The following is a 16,271-nucleotide window of genomic DNA, read 5'->3' as shown; positions in this document are numbered from 1 at the left end:
TTATCACCAATTATTTTAGTTTATTCAGCTTATCTCCGATCAAATCACCAAGCTGGAAGCCAGTGCTTGTTTCTTCCTTCGCCTGATATTGACGGTAATCTTCCTGATCGGCTTTAGGCGCTTCTTCAAGTTCACGCATACTTAATGAAATGCGCTCCTCATTTTCATTCACATCAAGAACCTTCACTTTTACAGTCTGTCCTTCTTCAAGGACTTCATGCGGCGTGCCGATGTGTTTGTTGGAAATTTGAGAAATATGAACGAGACCTTCAACACCCGGAAAGATTTCAACAAAGGCTCCGAAGCTTACAAGACGCTGCACAGTTCCTTCAAGCACATCGCCTGGTTTCACTTTCTCGCCGATTTGGCTCCACGGTCCAGGCAGTGTGTCTTTGATAGATAAAGAAATACGTTCATTATCACGGTCAACGGATAATACTTTCACTTTTACTTCTTGTCCTTCTTCAACAACGTCAGACGGCTTCTCCACATGGGAGTGGGAAAGCTGCGAAATGTGTACAAGTCCGTCGATACCGCCGATATCAACAAACGCACCAAAATCAGTCAGGCGCTGCACTTTGCCATCAAGTACACTTCCAACTTCGAGAGACTGAAGAAGTTCTTGTTTTTTATTTACTTGCTCACTTTCAACAACGGCACGGTGTGAAAGGATCACGCGGTTTTTATCACGGTCAAGCTCTACAACGAGCAGAGACAGTGTTTTTCCTTTATAATCAGTAAAATCTTCAACGAAATGCGCTTCAACAAGTGATGCCGGAATAAAACCGCGAACGCCGATATCAACGACAAGTCCGCCTTTCACGACATCTTTAACTTCAGCTTCAAACACTTCTTTTGTTTCAAATTTTTTCTCAAGGTCTTCCCAAGCGCGGTCTGCATCAACAGCACGTTTAGATAAAATCAAAGCATCGTCTTCCACTTTTGTTACTTTCAGGTCAAGCTCGTCGTCTACTTTTACAACATCCGATGCTTTCTCTACATGAAGACTTGATAATTCACTGATTGGAATAATACCGGACTGTTTGACATTGATAATTTCAACATCCACATGCTTATCCTCTACCTTTGTCACAATCCCTTTAACTACATCTCCAACCTCTGGCACTTGAACATCAATTTGATTCATTTCCTCTGTCATTTGAATAACCTCCTTGGTCCAAACCTACACAGCTTAATTAAAACGGTTTGAAAGCTGGACATATAACATGCCCGCTTTTAGCCGAATATGTATTAAAGAATCATCCAAAAAAGTTTTTTGAATGATCAATAAAAAGTTTTATTAGTATTAACTTCTAATAAAAGGACAGGTTTGTCAAGCAATAACATTCTTTCTTGGCTGAAAAAATCCAAAAAAGTGGCATTCGCCATAATCAGCGGGACTTTTGCTCCACTGCCTTGAGGATTTTATCAGCTACCTCTTGAATGGAAAGAGATGTCGTATCGATTTCAAGAGCGTCTTCTGCTTTGCGCAATGGTGATACTTCGCGCTCTGAATCAAGCTTGTCTCTTCTTGCAATTTCCTCAATCAATGTCTCATAGTTGACATCGTAGCCTTTTTTCACGTTTTCTTCATAACGGCGTTTCGCTCTTTCCTCAACAGAAGCCAAAAGAAAGATTTTCACTTCAGCATTCGGCAGCACGTGAGTCCCGATATCACGTCCATCCATGACGACGCCGCCTTTTTCCCCAAGCTGCTGCTGGCGTTTCACCATTTCTCCCCTGACGCTTCTGTGCTTTGCTGCTATTGAAACTTGGTTGCTGACTTCGTCTGTTCGGATCGCCTCAGTTACATCGGTGCCGTTAACGAGCACTTTTTGTCCTTCTTCTGTTGTCATCAGTTCAATGTTTGTCCGCTTTAGCAGCTCAGCCAGTTTTTCTTCATTTGCCAGGTCAATGTTTTCTTGCAAAGCCGTATACGTTATCGCCCGATACATCGCTCCTGTATCAATATATATGTACGATTTCTTCTCAGCCACAATTTTGGCAACGGTGCTTTTCCCCGCAGCTGCCGGGCCGTCAATTGCAATCGATAATTTCTTTTCCATAATTCCTCTCCTTGCTCTTTTCTCCTCTATGGATTGTATCACGAACTTTATGAAAAAGGGTGGAAAATTGATGAATAATTAATGTTTGAAGGTTTCAATCCTATTGTTCTCCTCCATTTTATCCACCCCTTCATATTGAATCACTTTTGATACATAAGGCTCAATATGCTCATAGTGAAAAAGAATCTGGACACCAAGTAAAATGATGGCCTGAATGAACAATAATTTGATCAGCAGCCGTTCAAATGTTTTCATCGGAGCACCTCCATCACAAATAGTATGGAAGTGTTTGCCGATGTTTATTCCATCCGTGCCTTTCTTCTCTTATTTAACTGGCGCCGGATGCAATATTGAAGCAGAAACTGCTGGTCACTCGCTGAGATTCCCGTATACTCAAGGGTCATTTTATGCTTCCCTGTTTTCGGATCGTCAAAGACTCGTCTGACAACGGCTTCTGTTTCTATTTGACGTATGTTTTCATTTTCAGAAAGACTGATAATCAGGCTTAATGATTCCCCGGATTGAAAGGAATGGCCATCCGCTAAAATTAAGGCGATGCCGCCCGCGCTGATATTATAGGAAAGTGTGCTGAACTCTTCCTCAGCTGCCGGCTGCATTCGCACATCCAATACCGCATCAGTTCTCACATACTGGCGGCGCTGGATCCGTTTCACCTTTTCACGGGGAGGCACTTCAAGACAGATCATTTGAAGTTTGTCCTTCACTTTACCTTTTATACGGCTTGTAAAGCGGTAAGGAACTTCGTCTTTGCCCACAAACTCTACCGTTACTTCCATATCGTTATGCAAAATCACAGTTCGCCCTGTAGCTACATCAACCGGGTACGCGATCAAAAGCTCATTGTTTTCGTTGCTTACAGCTTTACTTTTCGCTTTTTTCAATTCATTTTCTTCTATATATTCTAAATATATATTTTCCCCAATCTCAATCATTAACTTCACTCTTTCGTATTCAATATACTCTCATTTTTATTAAAGCACGTTATGAAAAAAAGGAAAAGACATTTAGTCCTTTCCTCCTGTTTTTTATAGGTCTTTATATATAGGTTCAGCATTTTTTAATTTTTCAACCTTTTCTTCCGAACCATCACTGGCATTTATATACATTCTGAATGTGTCATTTTCAATTGTCCCGAGCATTTCATAGCATAACACTTCTTGGCCAAGTTCATTTGTAATCAAAGCAAGCCTTGTTTCTCTTACTTGTACATTTTTATTTAATTTCGATTTCGCTTCTGCCTCAGTAATGGCCGGCTTAGGAATATTTCTTTTTCTGTGGGATGTTAGGAAGTCCCTTGCTGAAAAGCCTACAACCTCACCGTCATCCAAAGCCACTTTCATGCGAATGGCTTCCGGGTACATTCGGATTTTATTTTCAACAGGCACATATGAAAATACGCCGATTTTATCATATTGGGCACTTTCATCAATTTCCAAATCATCTGTTTCAAATCCGTTTTTCTTTAAAAAGGCGAGCGCGCGGTTCGACCCGTCATTCAAACTGAATTTCTGATTCTTCACTTTTCTGTTTTGGATCAAATATACCGGATGCCCGCCCTTTCTCGTAATATCCATATAAATCGCTGCTTTATGGTCTGGGTCTTTCATGCTGACGCTATATACGTCGCGGTTTGTTTTTTTTCCACTTTTCACCACTTTAATTGAATAATTGTCATCCGGGGCAAAACGCTCAGCAATTTGTTTTGCTTCCTGTTCGGAAATTTGTTTTCCTTTCAGATGGCTGAAGCCCTTCTCTTCTTTTTTGGTGCTGGTGAAACTCGGGCCAAGGTCTGTTCCGGTGGAGAATGCACCGACATTTTTTTCGACGGTTTTAAAGCTGTTGATAATCGTATTATCGCTTTGTTTTTCGTCAGAAGCCAGTGCCATCTCTACGTCCATCCAGCGAAGGTTTTTGCTCATAACAAGGTGCTGAACATGACGCAATTCATTTTGTATATCTTCGGATTGCTGATATAGCTTATTTAGTGATGTATACTCTTTTTTATCTAGCGGCTTTTGCTCCAAATCTCTGACTGACGTTTTATAACTGAAATCGCCGATCTTTGATAATAACTCTTCTGTTTTGTTAAACGGCATTAATGTAAGCGGCAGCTGACTGACACTGTTATGGGCTTCAGATGTAATCCTCCACACATCTACCAATGCAGGTGACAGTGATTTTTGGCTGTTCATGGCGAGTGTTGTTCCGATTTTATCGTGAAGCTGATCCATCTGATAGGTAAGTTCATGGAACGCCCGCTGGTAGTTATTTTCAGCATGAAGAAGAACTGCGTCTTTTTCCTGGTGTTCTTTGTATCCCCAGTAGCTTGTACCGACAATTGCAATACCGAGCAACGCGATTAAAATACCTCTGATCATTTATCACACCTCATTTTTATGCTTTCTTATATCCTGCTACTCACAGAAAATGTGTTTTCCGATTCTCTTGATCTGCGGGCGTCCCCAAATCCATGCGCTGGTCGCTGTATCCGGATTAAAGTAGTACAGTGCTTCCTCGGTTGGATCCCAGCCATTAATGGCATCCAGCACTGCTTCTCTTGCCGTTTCATTCGGCTGCATATAGATTTGCCCGTCAGCCACTGCTGTAAAAGCAAGCGGTTCAAAAATAATACCAGCAACTGAATTGGGAAATAACGGACTGTTCAACCGGTTCAAAATAACTGCCGCGACGGCAACCTGACCCTCGTACGGTTCTCCCCGTGCTTCCCCGTAAACCGCTTGAGAAAGCAGCCGAATATCATTGTTGGAAAATCCGCCAGGCATGTTAGCTGCGACCGCGTCCTGTTTTCTTGTTTTTTCAGGTGTGTTGTTTTGCTGTTTATCCGCTTTAGGCTGCTGCGTTGTTTTTTCCGCAGGCTGTTTCTGCCGCGCTTCTGCTTGCTGTCTTGCTTTTTGTGTTGCTGCTTTTGACGGTTTCGTCTGATACTTTAGCGGAATTTTTCCGTAATGCGTGAACGTATTCCCTTTTTGAAGCTGTTCCATGACATATTCACGATAGTATTTAGATTTAGATATTAGGGTTTGCTTTGTTTTAGCCCCTACAAGGCCATCAACCTCTTTTAACCCGAATTGATCCTGAAAATTTCGAACTGCCCAGTACGTTCCCCATCCATAAACCCCGTCAATTTTTCCGTTATAGTATCCATTATATTGAAGGCGCGCTTGGAGTTCGATCACATCGTCTCCTGTAGCCCCTCTTTGAATGACCTGATTGGAAAAGGCAGAGATGGTTTCAGTATTGATAAACGTCGTTATTGTAAAGGAAAAAAGGATGAGACATGCCATAATCGTTCCTTTGGACTTCATCTTTTCAAGCCTCCTACAGCAAATTTTTGAGTGTAATCGTATTTTCTGTAACGAGGTTATTTTTATACACTCTTTCCTTGTTATCCCTCAGAACATAAATCTCATTTGATAAATCGGCACACAAAAAGCCGCACGGTTCTGTGCGGCTTCTATACTTGCATCATATTGACGGAACGGGCTTTTTTCGCTTTGCGCAAACCAAACCACCATAAAAACAACATAAATGGAAACATATAATAAATCCAATTGCTGAGTGCTGTCAGAATAAAATCATACGATCCATGCAAAAGTGACGGAACAGCTAAAGAAAGAATAAGCCACTTCACACGCGCCTTATGAGCGGAAAAACGGGCTTTCCCAAGGTAAAATCCCATAATAACACCTATCAAGGCATGGCATGAAACTGGCAGCAGCGCCCTGACAAACGCATGCTCCACACCGTGGCCGATTAAGTAAAGAATATTTTCGAGAGTTGCAAAACCGAGCGATACACTGGCCCCGTACACAATCCCGTCATAATGCTCATCAAAGTGGGCGTGCGGGTATACACTGACCATCAGAATAAACCATTTCAGTGATTCCTCCAAAAACCCTGAAGTCAAAAAAGAAACGAAAAAGCTTCCGCCTCCCACATTCTCTTTTTCAAGCACGTACTGGATAAACATTGTGGGAAATACAAGAACAACTCCCAGAAAAAACGACCGAAGCACCATATGTACAGGTTCATTATCATACTGATCTTTTAAATAAAAATAACTTAACAGCGCGATGCCGGGAGCGATTCCTGCAGAGATGATTGCAAACATCAGGCAACCTCTTTCCTTTATATTCCTAAGTCTATCCTACCATGTTGTTTATGATTTTACATCTGTCTGAACTTAAAAAAACAAAAAGAGCATACGAATTCTTCATATGCTCCCCTTCTTTATCAATTTTCTCTTTTGGCGATTTCTGCTGCGATATGTCCCCCGTGAAATCTGCCGTTTTCAATAAATATTTCATTTGCATTGTTCCCGGCAACAATGACCCCGGCAATAAAAATGCCTTCAACGTTTGTTTCCATCGTTTCTTCATTAAAAAATGGACGTCCTGTTTCTTGATCAATTTTAACACCCATTTTTTCAAGAAATTGATGATCGGGATGATAGCCTGTCATGGCAAATACAAAATCATTTTTAATGGTAATGGGTTCCTTCTCGCCGGAGCGGAATACCACTTCATCCTCGGTGATTTTTTCGACACATGCCCCAAATTCCATGCGAATTGTCCCGTTTCTGACGAGCGACTCAAATTCAGGCAGGATCCACGGCTTAATGCTTGGCGAATACTCATTGCCCCTGTATAAGACTGTGACACGCGCTCCAGATTTCACGAGTTCAAGCGCAGCGTCTACGCTTGAATTTTTGCCGCCGATGACGACGACATCTTTATCAAAGTACGGATGGCCTTCTTTAAAATAATGGAATACTTTTGGCAAATCCTCACCGGGTACGTTCATATAGTTTGGATGATCATAATAGCCTGTTGCAATAATACAATACGGTGTCGTGTAAGTTCCTTTTGACGTCTCTATAACAAATGAATTGTTTTCCGCTTTCGTGACTCTATGCACCATTTCAAACGCATTGACACGGATGTTTTTCCGTTTGACGACTTCCCGGTAATACGACAAAGCCTGAATTCTGACAGGTTTTCTGTTTTCCGTAATAAATGCCACGTCTCCAATTTCAAGCTTTTCACTTGAGCTGAAAAAGGTTTGATGCGTCGGATAATTGTAAATGCTGTTAACGACATTGCCTTTTTCAATGACGAGGGCATCAATGCCAATTTGTTTTAGGTGAATGGCAGCAGATAGTCCACAAGGTCCTCCACCAATAATTATTGCTTTTTCTTGAATCATTTCCGTCAACTCCTGCGATTGGCATTTCACTTCATATTTTTATATATCCGAATAAAAAAAATCTCCTATTTTATCATAGGAGATTTTTTATTTTTATGCAAATTATCAACTTATATCCAGCCTCTAAAGCGCGAAGCTTCAGCCATTTTGCGAACACCGACCATATAAGCAGCGAGCCTCATGTCAATTCTTCGGTTTTTAGCCATTTCATAAATATTGTTAAATGATTTGATCATCATTTTTTCTAATTTCTCTTCTACCTCTTCTTCACTCCAGTAGAAGCCTTGGTTATTCTGAACCCATTCAAAATATGAAACCGTTACGCCACCGGCGCTTGCCAGTACGTCTGGCACAAGCAGAATGTCCCGGTCTGAAAGAATTTTTGTTCCTTCAAGCGTTGTTGGCCCGTTTGCCGCTTCAACGACAATTCCAGCCCGGATATTATGGGCATTTTCTTCTGTAATTTGATTTTCAATTGCGGCAGGAACAAGGATATCACAATCCAGCTCCAGCAGCTCCTGGTTCGTAATAGTATCGTTGAAAAGCTTTGTTACGGTACCGAAGCTGTCGCGGCGGTCGAGTAAGTAATCGATATCGAGGCCTTCCGGATCATAAAGTCCGCCATACGCATCTGAGATGCCGACAACCTTTGCTCCCGCATCATGCATAAATTTAGCTAAATAGCTTCCCGCGTTTCCGAAGCCTTGAACAACGACACGCGCACCATTAATATCGATGCCTTTTTTCTTTGCCGCTTCTTTAATACAGATCGTTACGCCTTTTGCTGTCGCAGATTCTCTCCCGTGAGATCCGCCAAGCACAAGCGGCTTGCCCGTAATAAATCCAGGCGAATTAAATTCATCAATTCTTGAATACTCATCCATCATCCAAGCCATGATTTGTGAGTTTGTAAATACATCCGGTGCCGGCACGTCTTTTGTCGGGCCGACAATTTGGCTGATTGCTCTGACGTATCCTCTGCTCAGACGCTCCAGCTCTCTAAACGACATATCCCTTGGATCACAAACAATTCCGCCTTTACCACCGCCATATGGAAGATCAATTATGCCGCATTTTAAACTCATCCAAATAGAAAGCGCCTTCACCTCTTTTTCTGTTACGTTCGGGTGAAAACGTATCCCGCCCTTCGTCGGACCGACAGAGTCATTGTGCTGCGCACGATAACCTGTAAAAATCTGTACTGAACCGTCGTCCATACGAACAGGTATTTTTACCGTTAATAATCTCATCGGCTCCTTTAACAGTTCGTAGACTTCTTCGGGATATCCCAATTTTTCCAGAGCCTTATGTATTACGGTTTGGGTTGATTTTAACACATCAAGTTTGTCCTCTTCTGTATGACCGGTGTTTCGATCGGCTGCCATTTGAGTTAACCTCCTAGAATCTTCTGTTTCTCACATGCTCCCTTTCAGAGAATAGTATACACCTTCATATGATTTATGCATAGAATAAACGTTATGTTTTTCCATGTTTTTTAACTCAAAAAAAACTGCTGTCAAATCAGCAGTTTTCCGTTGCATTTTTATAAAAAATGAGTCTGTATCGTCTCAACAGCATTATCGTCCATAATAAGCTTACCATACTCTTGCAAGCGATAAATCGTTAAAGTTGTCGGATTGCCGTATTCAGCCAGAACCGACACAACTCCCTCAGTCGTATGTGACCCCAGGTCTTCAAGGCTTAAAAAGTACTGTCCCTCATAGTGGTAGACAGTCCCCCCTGTGATACCGATTCGCTGTAAGCTTTCTGAAAGCTGAATGATATCTTCAAAGGAATGGAATTGATAAATGATGTCCGCGCTTTCATCAAGCTTGACTTGCATTTCGATGTAATCATCATCATACTCATCGTCTTCGGAATCTGCTTCCTGGTTCTTTGTTACGATCACAACCATCCCTTGTGCTTGGAGAGAATACACTTCCACTGCAATCGGTCCATTCGCTTCAAAGCCGAGCTCTGTATTAGCTTCATTCATCATATCTTTAAATAACTGGTGGACTTTAAATGAGTCCTTCCAGAGGTCTTCTTTTGTCAATCCCCGGTCTGTCAAATCATCGAGGGTTAAAAAGATTTTAATCTTATTATAATTCAGACGCTCAAGCCGCATAACGTTCCCTCCTGCCTCTACTTGCACACAAATCATATAACACATTATATGAGATGATGAGTCATAGGTTCTTAATTGTTATCAGTTTACACTGAGTTCACTAGTAAGACAAGCACAATGCAGTTTTTATTGCCTTATGGATTTTTGCTTTTGAGAAGTTATTCTGGCGCGCAAAGAGTTACAATATGTGTTTCCGGCTCAGCACCTAAACGAAAAGGCACTTTTGTCGTGCCATATCCGTTGCTGATCAGATACGCCGCATGTTTAACAATACCTGTTTTTCCAAGCTCATACGGGCCGAATTTCCCAAATCTGATCTGACCGCCATGGGTATGTCCGCTGAATATCGCATCAATACCGTCGGTTTCATTGATTTGTTCGTGGATTTCCGGGTTATGGCAAACCAGAATATTCAGCTGGCTTTTGTCGAGCTCTTTAATGGCTTCCTCATAATGATCCATCTCCATCTTGATATCATCAACTCCCGCAATCGCAATCGTATGCCCATTGTGCGAAAACGAAACTGATTCATTCCTCAGGCTGATGACACCGTATGCTTTGAATATGGAATACAGCTTATGCTGTCTGACTTCATAATCGTTATTTCCCCACACAAACACAACAGGGACCCCAATATTTGAGAGCCGTTTGATGTTTTCCTCGATTCTCGTACTGGGCACCCCGCCCTCGGCTAAATCACCGCCGATGATAACCAGGTGAGGGGCATGACTACGCGCTTTTTGTAAAAGGTCTTGATCGATGGAACGTTTATGAATGTCCGAAATAAAAAAGATTGTAAGAGGCAATTTGCCCTTCATTTTTGATAAAAGAAACGTATGTGTTTTCAAATGGTTGCCTTTTGCTGTTGAATACATTTTTGCCGTCATAGCCGCTGCGGCAACAGTTAGCACACCGGCAATTTTCACTGATAGCTTCATAAAAACTCTCCATTCTTTTTAGAACTTATCAATAAGACGGACAATAAAAAAAGACGTTTCTATCGTTTGAGAAAACGCCCCATTTTATTTACTTTCAAAATATAGATTAATATCATATTTGTGCTTCATCATTTGAAAAACAGACTCTCTCGCCTTCCATTTATCCGGCTGCGGCCAAAGATCAGTGCTCTTCTGAATAATTTCGCATCTCAGTTTATGGAAATCGCCCTCAGCTTTATCTTCCTTTTTCTTAAAATAAAATGAAGTGCAGTATGCAAAAGCGGTGGCCATCATCCAAAATAAATAAAAGGTACGGCTTAGCATTTCTTGAAGAACGAGCTGAGGCGCCGGGCTTTTGATCATGATCATAAGACATAATAAGCCCAAGCAAATGAGTGAAGCCCATCGCCATCTGCGGCATTGCGCTGCATAATTTTCAAATTTTTGTTTTCGTTTCACCAGCGCTTGGAGCATCTGTTTAGTCGGCGCATCTGTAAACTGATCGAGCTGATTCCATAAGGATTCCATACGCTTCACACCTTGTCCATTTTCATTGCTACAATATATGAGCGTGAATTAAAAAAAATGCCCTATTCATCCATCAAGGGGGATGTCCAAAACTTGTCCGGTGTATACGTCATTTCCATTCAAATGATTATACGCACGGATTTTTTCTTCTCCCGACCGGCTTTTATAATATTTCATGGAAATGCGGTACAGCGTTTCTTTCTTTTGGACGGTGTGCTTAACTACTCGTTTCGCCTTAGATTGAACTGGTTCTGCCGGCTGCTGTTCTTTTTGGGCTGCTGTTTGTTGGGAAGAGGAAGCAGCCGCGGCGGTTGCTTCCTCCTTATTTTCTGAGTCTTCTGTTTCCGCTAAAGCAGGCTGTTTTTTATCAGTTGTTGTTTTTGCCGGCTCTTTAGCCTTTGTATTCTCAGACTTTTTTTTGGACGCTTGCTGCAGTGCAGTCTCTTTGGTGTCGTCTTCTTTGGTGTTTTTTTTACCCTCTGATTTCGATACAACCTCATATTTGCTTTGGCTGCTGTCGATAAAAACATCTTCATAATCGTCACGGTGATCCGGGTGGTTTTTTAGATAAAATAAACTGACTAAAACGATAACCGGGACAAATACAAATAATACAGCGAGCACAGTGAATAATGGCGTTTTTGTTTTACCTTGCTTTTTTTTCTGTTCTCTTTGATTTTTTACAGATTGTCTTGTCGGAAGGCTTTCTCCATCATCATCGAAATATTCGTCCGCCAAGGCGGCGTTTTGATCTTCATAAAGATTCTGGTTTTTTCTTCGCTCTACTCTCGACATGTTCGTCATGTTTATCCCTCCTCACATGTTCAAAACGAATCTGACAGGCAAACACGGCATCAATGATAAAATGCGCCGTCATCGGAACAAATAAGTTACCGGTCCATTCATACATCAGTCCGAGCAAAAAGCTGATTGCTGTCACCATGATAAATAACAGCCATTTTGACAAATACCGAAAATGAAGAACGGCAAATACAAGGCTGGCCGCCCATAAACCGATATGAGTCTGCAGCACTCCTCTGAATAACATTTCTTCCGCGAAAGCAATCAGAAGCGTTAAAAATATAATATGAGGGATTGACCTCTTACTGAATATTTTTTTATTGATTCCCCCGTCATCATATAGATGGGGCGGGCACCATTTCATCACTGCCATATCGGCTAAAATCACAATAACAGCAATAGAAACACCGTACCATATGATTCGCATATCGCTAATATCCCAGAGTTTTAGTACGTCTCTGACATCCTTAAAAAAGAACAATCCTGCTGCAGCTGCGGCGATGAGGATCAAAAGCTGCGTCAAATATAACTGCTTCAGCATATCACGGTCTGACATTTGCTGAATGAAATCCTTTTGCTGTTTCAGTCCAGTTCACCTACAGTCTGCAAGCTGAATATTCGGTGCAATTCCGAACTCCAGCTGTCTAATGAAGCCTTTTTATTCCGTTCTTCTTTTTGTTCATACAAGGATAGATCGAAACCGCAATGAGAACAGCACGGGAGGTTTCCGTCCTCAGGATCGTATGATTCATCAAAATAGGTTAACAGCGATTGTCTTATACAGCCATCACGCTGAAGCAGCAAAGATACGCGGCGAACTTTTTCCAGCTTAAGTTCCATGCGATAAGAAATCTCCCGCTTCACCAGTTCAATTGATGTTTTGCCCTGCATGAAGAGATGTATTATCATACGGCCTTGGGTCTCTCCGATATCATATTGCATTAATAAGTCACGCAGCCTTCTCTCATCCCGCTCCTCCGTCTCCTCAAGCACACGGATCACATTGGCGATTTCTTCAGCTGTAACACTCTCCATTTGGATAATCTGCTCCTGAAGTTCAAAATCCCCTGGCGCCCGCAGCAAAATGCTGACACTCGGTTTTCCATCGCGTCCCGCTCTGCCGATTTCCTGCATAAAAGCTTCAGCCGTTTGCGGGAGGTGAAAATGGATCACATATCTGATATCAGGTTTATCGACACCCATTCCAAACGCATTCGTACAACATATCACATCAAGCTGGTTATGAATAAACTGCTGCTGAATTAAAATCCTGTCGCCAGATTCCATACCGCCATGGTAAAAGTCGGCTCTGCTGCTCGTTTTGCTTTTAATTTCACCCGCTAATTCCTCAGCCCATTTCCTTGTCGGACAATAAACAATTCCCGGACCTTGCAGGTTTTCAACCAGCTGAATGACCCTATCTATTTTTTCGACAGTATCAGCCGCATGTTCAACCCTGAGCGCGATATTTGGACGATTGACTGAATTGAGATGCCGTTCGGCATGCTGCAGCTCAAGCAGGTCCGTGACATCTTGCAGCGTAGCCTTTGTAGCTGTAGCGGTCAATGCCAGAACCGGCGGATGCCCAAGTTTTTTTCTCAGCTGTCCAAGCTTTGAATAGTCAGGCCTGAAGTCATGCCCCCATTCAGATATACAATGCGCCTCATCAATAACAAATAGGCTGATCGATACGCTTTTCAATTTTTCCAATACATATGGGGACTGCAAAGCCTCAGGAGACAAGTACAAAAATTTATAGCGATGAATATGATCTAAAACGAATTGTCTCTGCTGCATGCTAAGCATGCTGTTCAAAGCTGCCGCACGCTTTTCACCCCGCGCCTTCAGCTGCTGTACCTGATCCTCCATTAAGGAAAGCAATGGAGAAACGATTAATACCATGCCGTCAAGCATATAACCAGGCAGCTGGTAGCAAAGCGATTTTCCTCCCCCAGTCGGGAGCATCGCAATGGTATCCTTCCCGCTAAGTATGCTTCTAATAATGTCCTCCTGCCCTTTTTTAAAGGAAGTAAAACCAAAAAACTGATATAACGTTTGCTGTAATTTAGTCATATTGCTGCACCTGCTTTGTCAATGCCAATCTGATTTGAAAATAGCTGAACCGCTGTTCCATCCCGTCGCGAATTTGTTTGATTTTGTTCGTTCTCATCCGTTTGGCAAACTCTGCAATTTTGAGCTGGTCTTCCGCTGATACATAGTCATCTATCTTAAACGCAGGCTCGTGGAGAGAAATCTCGACAATATGGTCTTCGATCGTCGCTGTTTTCAGCTTTCTGATTTCTGCAATTCGCTGTATCGGGATCCCTTGTTTGACCATCTGCCATGTTTTTCTCGTTGACTCTGTCAGGGCATTCTCAACATGCACATCAGAGAGGAGGTCCTTTAACAGAGAATGTTCACACTCCGGAAGAGAATGTATAAAATAATGTACGGAAGCCCAAAACATGATATAAACATACCATTCATCTTCTTCCAGCGTGTCAGCAAGCTGTCTGCTCGTATAGCCGATCCTATCGTGCGAGGTTAAAGAGTAGACAAAAATTTTCGCTTCTTTGTCATCAATCTTATACAAATGCTCCTCCAGCATGGCAAAAAAGCTGCGTGCCATCTCTATATGATCCGTATGGCTGGAGAGGTATTTCTTTACCCAGTGAAGCGTCTTATAATCCTTTGTGACAGGAATATACTGCCTGCTCCCTTGCAGTTTATTAGATAAGACCTGCACAAGCAGGGAAAGCCTTCTCCAAAGCACACCGGCAGCCTGCTGGTAATAAGCGCCGTGGCAATGAACAGGCCAAGGCCGTTCATTGAGAGCATGACTCAATGCCGCTGCGCCGCTGGCTGTCACTTTATATGTATCTGTTTCAGCCATTGGTTCGAGATATGAATGCTGTTCGAGCTTGGTGATTGACGCTAAAATATCGCTTCTCGAACATTTCCGCGCCATTCCAAAGTATTTTGCAGTCTGAAATAAGCCGGCGTCTTGAATGGTTTGTGACGATCTTTTGCCTTTGAATAGGTGAAAAACAGCGCTTCCCGAACGTTCTCCGTTTATTTTGCAAAGGCAATCGAGAACCATAATATCGAAGTAATTTAATGACAACCTATCCACCCACATTCTTCCTGACAAAAATCGTTGATTTGCTCTTTTTATTTTAACAGATTTTAAACAGAAATCGACGTTTAAAGTCATCGTTAGGGGGGATGTTATGTAGATAACCCCTTATGTGATAAGCATTCTCAATCATTTTTCTGTTGAAATGTGGCAGCAACATCATTACAATAAGTAAGAGGAATAGGTGTTAAATTGATTAAATATAAAGATTGATCCATTTGTTCCACCAAGAACAATCTGGGAGGTTTTATTCATGGCAAAGTACACAATCGTAGACAAAGATACATGTATTGCATGCGGCGCTTGCGGAGCTGCTGCACCAGACATTTACGATTACGATGATGAAGGCATCGCGTTCGTAACGCTTGATGAAAACAAAGGCGTTGTTGAAGTTCCTGAGGTACTGGAAGAAGATATGATTGACGCATTTGAAGGATGTCCTACTGATTCCATCAAAGTGGCGGATGAGCCATTTGAAGGCGACCCGCTTAAATTTGAATAGAAGTATGGAAAAAGCTCCCCTGCGGGAGCTTTTTATATTTTAATGGATATGAGCGCTTCGCTGCTGTTCAATCCATGGCTTCAACTTGATGAAAATAAGTGAGAAAACAATCGTAATCACAATGCCTTTTATGATGTTAAACGGCAGAATACCAGCGACGACGGCTGTTTTCAGCGCGCTGTCGGATAATGCCGGCGAATGTAAAAACCACGTGTAAGCCGGAAGAATCAGTACATAATTTAAAATACTCATCAAAACGGTCATCGCTGCAGTTCCCAGAAGCAGACTGACAGCCATCCCCTTTGCTGAGCTCAGCTTTTTAAATAAGAAAGCAGTCGGCAAGATAAAGAGTGTTCCTGCGATAAAATTCGCAGTCTGCCCGACAGGAACTCCGGCCATGCTTCCCTGAATAATATATTGAAGAACGTTTTTTATCGCTTCGACGGCAATTCCCGCCAAAGGACCGTAAATCAGAATGGCAATAATAGCGGGCACGTCGCTAAAATCAATTTTCAAATAATCCGGAAGCCCCGGAAACGGGAAATTTAACAGCATCAAAACAAATGCAATGCTGCTCAGCATACTGATCACAACTAATTTTTTCACTTTCACTTCACTCTCTCCTTTTCGATCACATCTTACTCGAAAACGGAAAGGTTCTTTTCCAGCCAATAAAAAAACCGCTTCATCTAAAAAGCGGGGTTTCGAAAATTAGGCTAGGCAAAGAAACGTTTGAGAAATAAATTTCAAAACGCTTATGAACCTCCATCTTCTCCCATCCAGACTGTACTGTCGGCTCCGGAATCTCACCGAATCCTGCTGTAAAAAACAGCTCGCGGGCTTAGAGCCATCGGCTCATCACCGCCGGTAGGGAATTTCACCCTGCCCCGAAGATTGATCATATGAATTTAGTTCCATTATAAAC

The 16,271-nt window shown here is 42.2% G+C and carries 18 protein-coding genes and 1 riboswitch; of the genes, 1 reads left to right on the top strand and 17 read right to left on the bottom strand.

The window, feature by feature from the left end; genetic code table 11:
- Positions 1-10 precede the first annotated feature (10 nt).
- The 16 genes from rpsA to JMN17_RS03310 all read right to left on the bottom strand — a co-directional run bounded on the left by rpsA (position 11) and on the right by JMN17_RS03310 (position 14,832).
- Positions 11-1,159 (bottom strand): 30S ribosomal protein S1, encoded by a 1,149-nt coding sequence (gene rpsA, locus JMN17_RS03385; protein ID WP_087990555.1) that lies wholly within the window; start codon positions 1,157-1,159, stop codon positions 11-13.
- A 232-nt stretch (positions 1,160-1,391) separates the two neighbouring features.
- Positions 1,392-2,066 (bottom strand): (d)CMP kinase, encoded by a 675-nt coding sequence (gene cmk / locus JMN17_RS03380; RefSeq protein ID WP_202327367.1) that lies wholly within the window; start codon positions 2,064-2,066, stop codon positions 1,392-1,394.
- 78 nt (positions 2,067-2,144) lie between these two features.
- Positions 2,145-2,321 (bottom strand): YpfB family protein, encoded by a 177-nt coding sequence (locus JMN17_RS03375; RefSeq protein ID WP_087990557.1) that lies wholly within the window; start codon positions 2,319-2,321, stop codon positions 2,145-2,147.
- 44 nt (positions 2,322-2,365) lie between these two features.
- Positions 2,366-3,019 (bottom strand): flagellar brake protein, encoded by a 654-nt coding sequence (locus JMN17_RS03370; RefSeq protein ID WP_087990558.1) that lies wholly within the window; start codon positions 3,017-3,019, stop codon positions 2,366-2,368.
- A 93-nt stretch (positions 3,020-3,112) separates the two neighbouring features.
- Positions 3,113-4,465, bottom strand: coding sequence for a germination protein YpeB (gene ypeB, locus JMN17_RS03365; protein WP_087990559.1), 1,353 nt, complete (start codon positions 4,463-4,465; stop codon positions 3,113-3,115).
- Between the two features lie 36 nt (positions 4,466-4,501).
- Positions 4,502-5,413: a spore cortex-lytic enzyme gene (gene sleB / locus JMN17_RS03360; RefSeq protein ID WP_087990560.1), complete on the bottom strand. Its 912-nt coding sequence runs from the start codon at positions 5,411-5,413 to the stop codon at positions 4,502-4,504.
- Positions 5,414-5,562: 149 nt separating this feature from the next.
- Positions 5,563-6,219 (bottom strand): glutamic-type intramembrane protease PrsW, encoded by a 657-nt coding sequence (prsW, locus tag JMN17_RS03355; protein WP_087990561.1) that lies wholly within the window; start codon positions 6,217-6,219, stop codon positions 5,563-5,565.
- Between the two features lie 122 nt (positions 6,220-6,341).
- On the bottom strand, positions 6,342-7,313 hold the full coding sequence (locus JMN17_RS03350) for a YpdA family putative bacillithiol disulfide reductase (RefSeq protein WP_202327362.1): 972 nt from the start codon (positions 7,311-7,313) through the stop codon (positions 6,342-6,344).
- 110 nt (positions 7,314-7,423) lie between these two features.
- A complete protein-coding gene (gudB, locus tag JMN17_RS03345; protein ID WP_087990563.1) occupies positions 7,424-8,698 on the bottom strand; it encodes an NAD-specific glutamate dehydrogenase in 1,275 nt (424 codons plus the stop codon).
- Between the two features lie 158 nt (positions 8,699-8,856).
- The gene (locus tag JMN17_RS03340; protein ID WP_087990564.1) at positions 8,857-9,441 is read right to left on the bottom strand and encodes a genetic competence negative regulator; all 585 of its coding nucleotides are present in this window, start codon (positions 9,439-9,441) and stop codon (positions 8,857-8,859) included.
- A gap of 158 nt (positions 9,442-9,599) precedes the next feature.
- Entirely contained in the window at positions 9,600-10,379 is a 780-nt protein-coding gene (locus tag JMN17_RS03335) for a metallophosphoesterase (RefSeq protein WP_202327360.1), read from the bottom strand.
- 84 nt (positions 10,380-10,463) lie between these two features.
- Positions 10,464-10,907 carry a YpbF family protein gene (locus JMN17_RS03330; protein WP_087990566.1) on the bottom strand — a complete coding sequence of 148 codons (444 nt, stop codon included), beginning with the start codon at positions 10,905-10,907 and terminating at the stop codon, positions 10,464-10,466.
- Positions 10,908-10,973: 66 nt separating this feature from the next.
- Positions 10,974-11,711 (bottom strand): LysM peptidoglycan-binding domain-containing protein, encoded by a 738-nt coding sequence (locus tag JMN17_RS03325; protein ID WP_087990567.1) that lies wholly within the window; start codon positions 11,709-11,711, stop codon positions 10,974-10,976.
- Complete coding sequence (locus JMN17_RS03320) at positions 11,662-12,264, bottom strand: CPBP family intramembrane glutamic endopeptidase (RefSeq protein ID WP_176365270.1); 603 nt, start codon at positions 12,262-12,264, stop codon at positions 11,662-11,664. The genes JMN17_RS03325 and JMN17_RS03320 overlap by 50 nt, the downstream gene beginning before the upstream one ends.
- 26 nt (positions 12,265-12,290) lie before the next feature.
- Positions 12,291-13,781 (bottom strand): RecQ family ATP-dependent DNA helicase, encoded by a 1,491-nt coding sequence (locus JMN17_RS03315; RefSeq protein ID WP_087990568.1) that lies wholly within the window; start codon positions 13,779-13,781, stop codon positions 12,291-12,293.
- Entirely contained in the window at positions 13,774-14,832 is a 1,059-nt protein-coding gene (locus tag JMN17_RS03310; protein WP_202327724.1) for a helix-turn-helix domain-containing protein, read from the bottom strand. Before JMN17_RS03310 ends, JMN17_RS03315 begins: the two co-directional genes overlap by 8 nt.
- 265 nt (positions 14,833-15,097) lie before the next feature.
- Here JMN17_RS03310 and JMN17_RS03305 point away from each other — a divergent pair, with 265 nt between their 5' ends.
- Positions 15,098-15,346 (top strand): ferredoxin, encoded by a 249-nt coding sequence (locus JMN17_RS03305; protein ID WP_003225461.1) that lies wholly within the window; start codon positions 15,098-15,100, stop codon positions 15,344-15,346.
- Between the two features lie 39 nt (positions 15,347-15,385).
- Here the strand turns inward: JMN17_RS03305 and fmnP are convergent, their stop codons facing one another.
- Positions 15,386-15,958 carry a riboflavin transporter FmnP gene (fmnP, locus tag JMN17_RS03300; protein ID WP_087990569.1) on the bottom strand — a complete coding sequence of 191 codons (573 nt, stop codon included), beginning with the start codon at positions 15,956-15,958 and terminating at the stop codon, positions 15,386-15,388.
- A 151-nt stretch (positions 15,959-16,109) separates the two neighbouring features.
- Positions 16,110-16,245: riboswitch (FMN riboswitch) on the bottom strand.
- Positions 16,246-16,271 lie beyond the last annotated feature (26 nt).

Source organism: Bacillus sp. RHFS10 (assembly GCF_016757475.1).
Taxonomy (GTDB): Bacteria; Bacillota; Bacilli; order Bacillales; family Bacillaceae; genus Bacillus; species Bacillus subtilis_G.
Note: the sequence above shows the minus strand (reverse complement) of the source record. Positions and strands in the feature narration are given on the sequence as shown.

Excerpts from the sequence above, each read along its gene's own strand:
- rpsA (WP_087990555.1), bottom strand. The coding sequence starts at position 1,159 with ATGACAGAGGAAATGAATCAAATTGATGTTCAAGTGCCAGAGGTTGGA.
- JMN17_RS03330 (WP_087990566.1), bottom strand. The coding sequence starts at position 10,907 with ATGGAATCCTTATGGAATCAGCTCGATCAGTTTACAGATGCGCCGACT.
- gudB (WP_087990563.1), bottom strand. The coding sequence starts at position 8,698 with ATGGCAGCCGATCGAAACACCGGTCATACAGAAGAGGACAAACTTGAT.
- JMN17_RS03350 (WP_202327362.1), bottom strand. The coding sequence starts at position 7,313 with ATGATTCAAGAAAAAGCAATAATTATTGGTGGAGGACCTTGTGGACTA.
- JMN17_RS03320 (WP_176365270.1), bottom strand. The coding sequence starts at position 12,264 with ATGTCAGACCGTGATATGCTGAAGCAGTTATATTTGACGCAGCTTTTG.
- prsW (WP_087990561.1), bottom strand. The coding sequence starts at position 6,219 with ATGTTTGCAATCATCTCTGCAGGAATCGCTCCCGGCATCGCGCTGTTA.
- JMN17_RS03340 (WP_087990564.1), bottom strand. The coding sequence starts at position 9,441 with ATGCGGCTTGAGCGTCTGAATTATAATAAGATTAAAATCTTTTTAACC.
- JMN17_RS03335 (WP_202327360.1), bottom strand. The coding sequence starts at position 10,379 with ATGAAGCTATCAGTGAAAATTGCCGGTGTGCTAACTGTTGCCGCAGCG.
- JMN17_RS03375 (WP_087990557.1), bottom strand. The coding sequence starts at position 2,321 with ATGAAAACATTTGAACGGCTGCTGATCAAATTATTGTTCATTCAGGCC.
- JMN17_RS03315 (WP_087990568.1), bottom strand. The coding sequence starts at position 13,781 with ATGACTAAATTACAGCAAACGTTATATCAGTTTTTTGGTTTTACTTCC.
- JMN17_RS03325 (WP_087990567.1), bottom strand. The coding sequence starts at position 11,711 with ATGACGAACATGTCGAGAGTAGAGCGAAGAAAAAACCAGAATCTTTAT.
- JMN17_RS03305 (WP_003225461.1), top strand. The coding sequence starts at position 15,098 with ATGGCAAAGTACACAATCGTAGACAAAGATACATGTATTGCATGCGGC.
- ypeB (WP_087990559.1), bottom strand. The coding sequence starts at position 4,465 with ATGATCAGAGGTATTTTAATCGCGTTGCTCGGTATTGCAATTGTCGGT.
- sleB (WP_087990560.1), bottom strand. The coding sequence starts at position 5,413 with ATGAAGTCCAAAGGAACGATTATGGCATGTCTCATCCTTTTTTCCTTT.
- cmk (WP_202327367.1), bottom strand. The coding sequence starts at position 2,066 with ATGGAAAAGAAATTATCGATTGCAATTGACGGCCCGGCAGCTGCGGGG.
- JMN17_RS03370 (WP_087990558.1), bottom strand. The coding sequence starts at position 3,019 with ATGATTGAGATTGGGGAAAATATATATTTAGAATATATAGAAGAAAAT.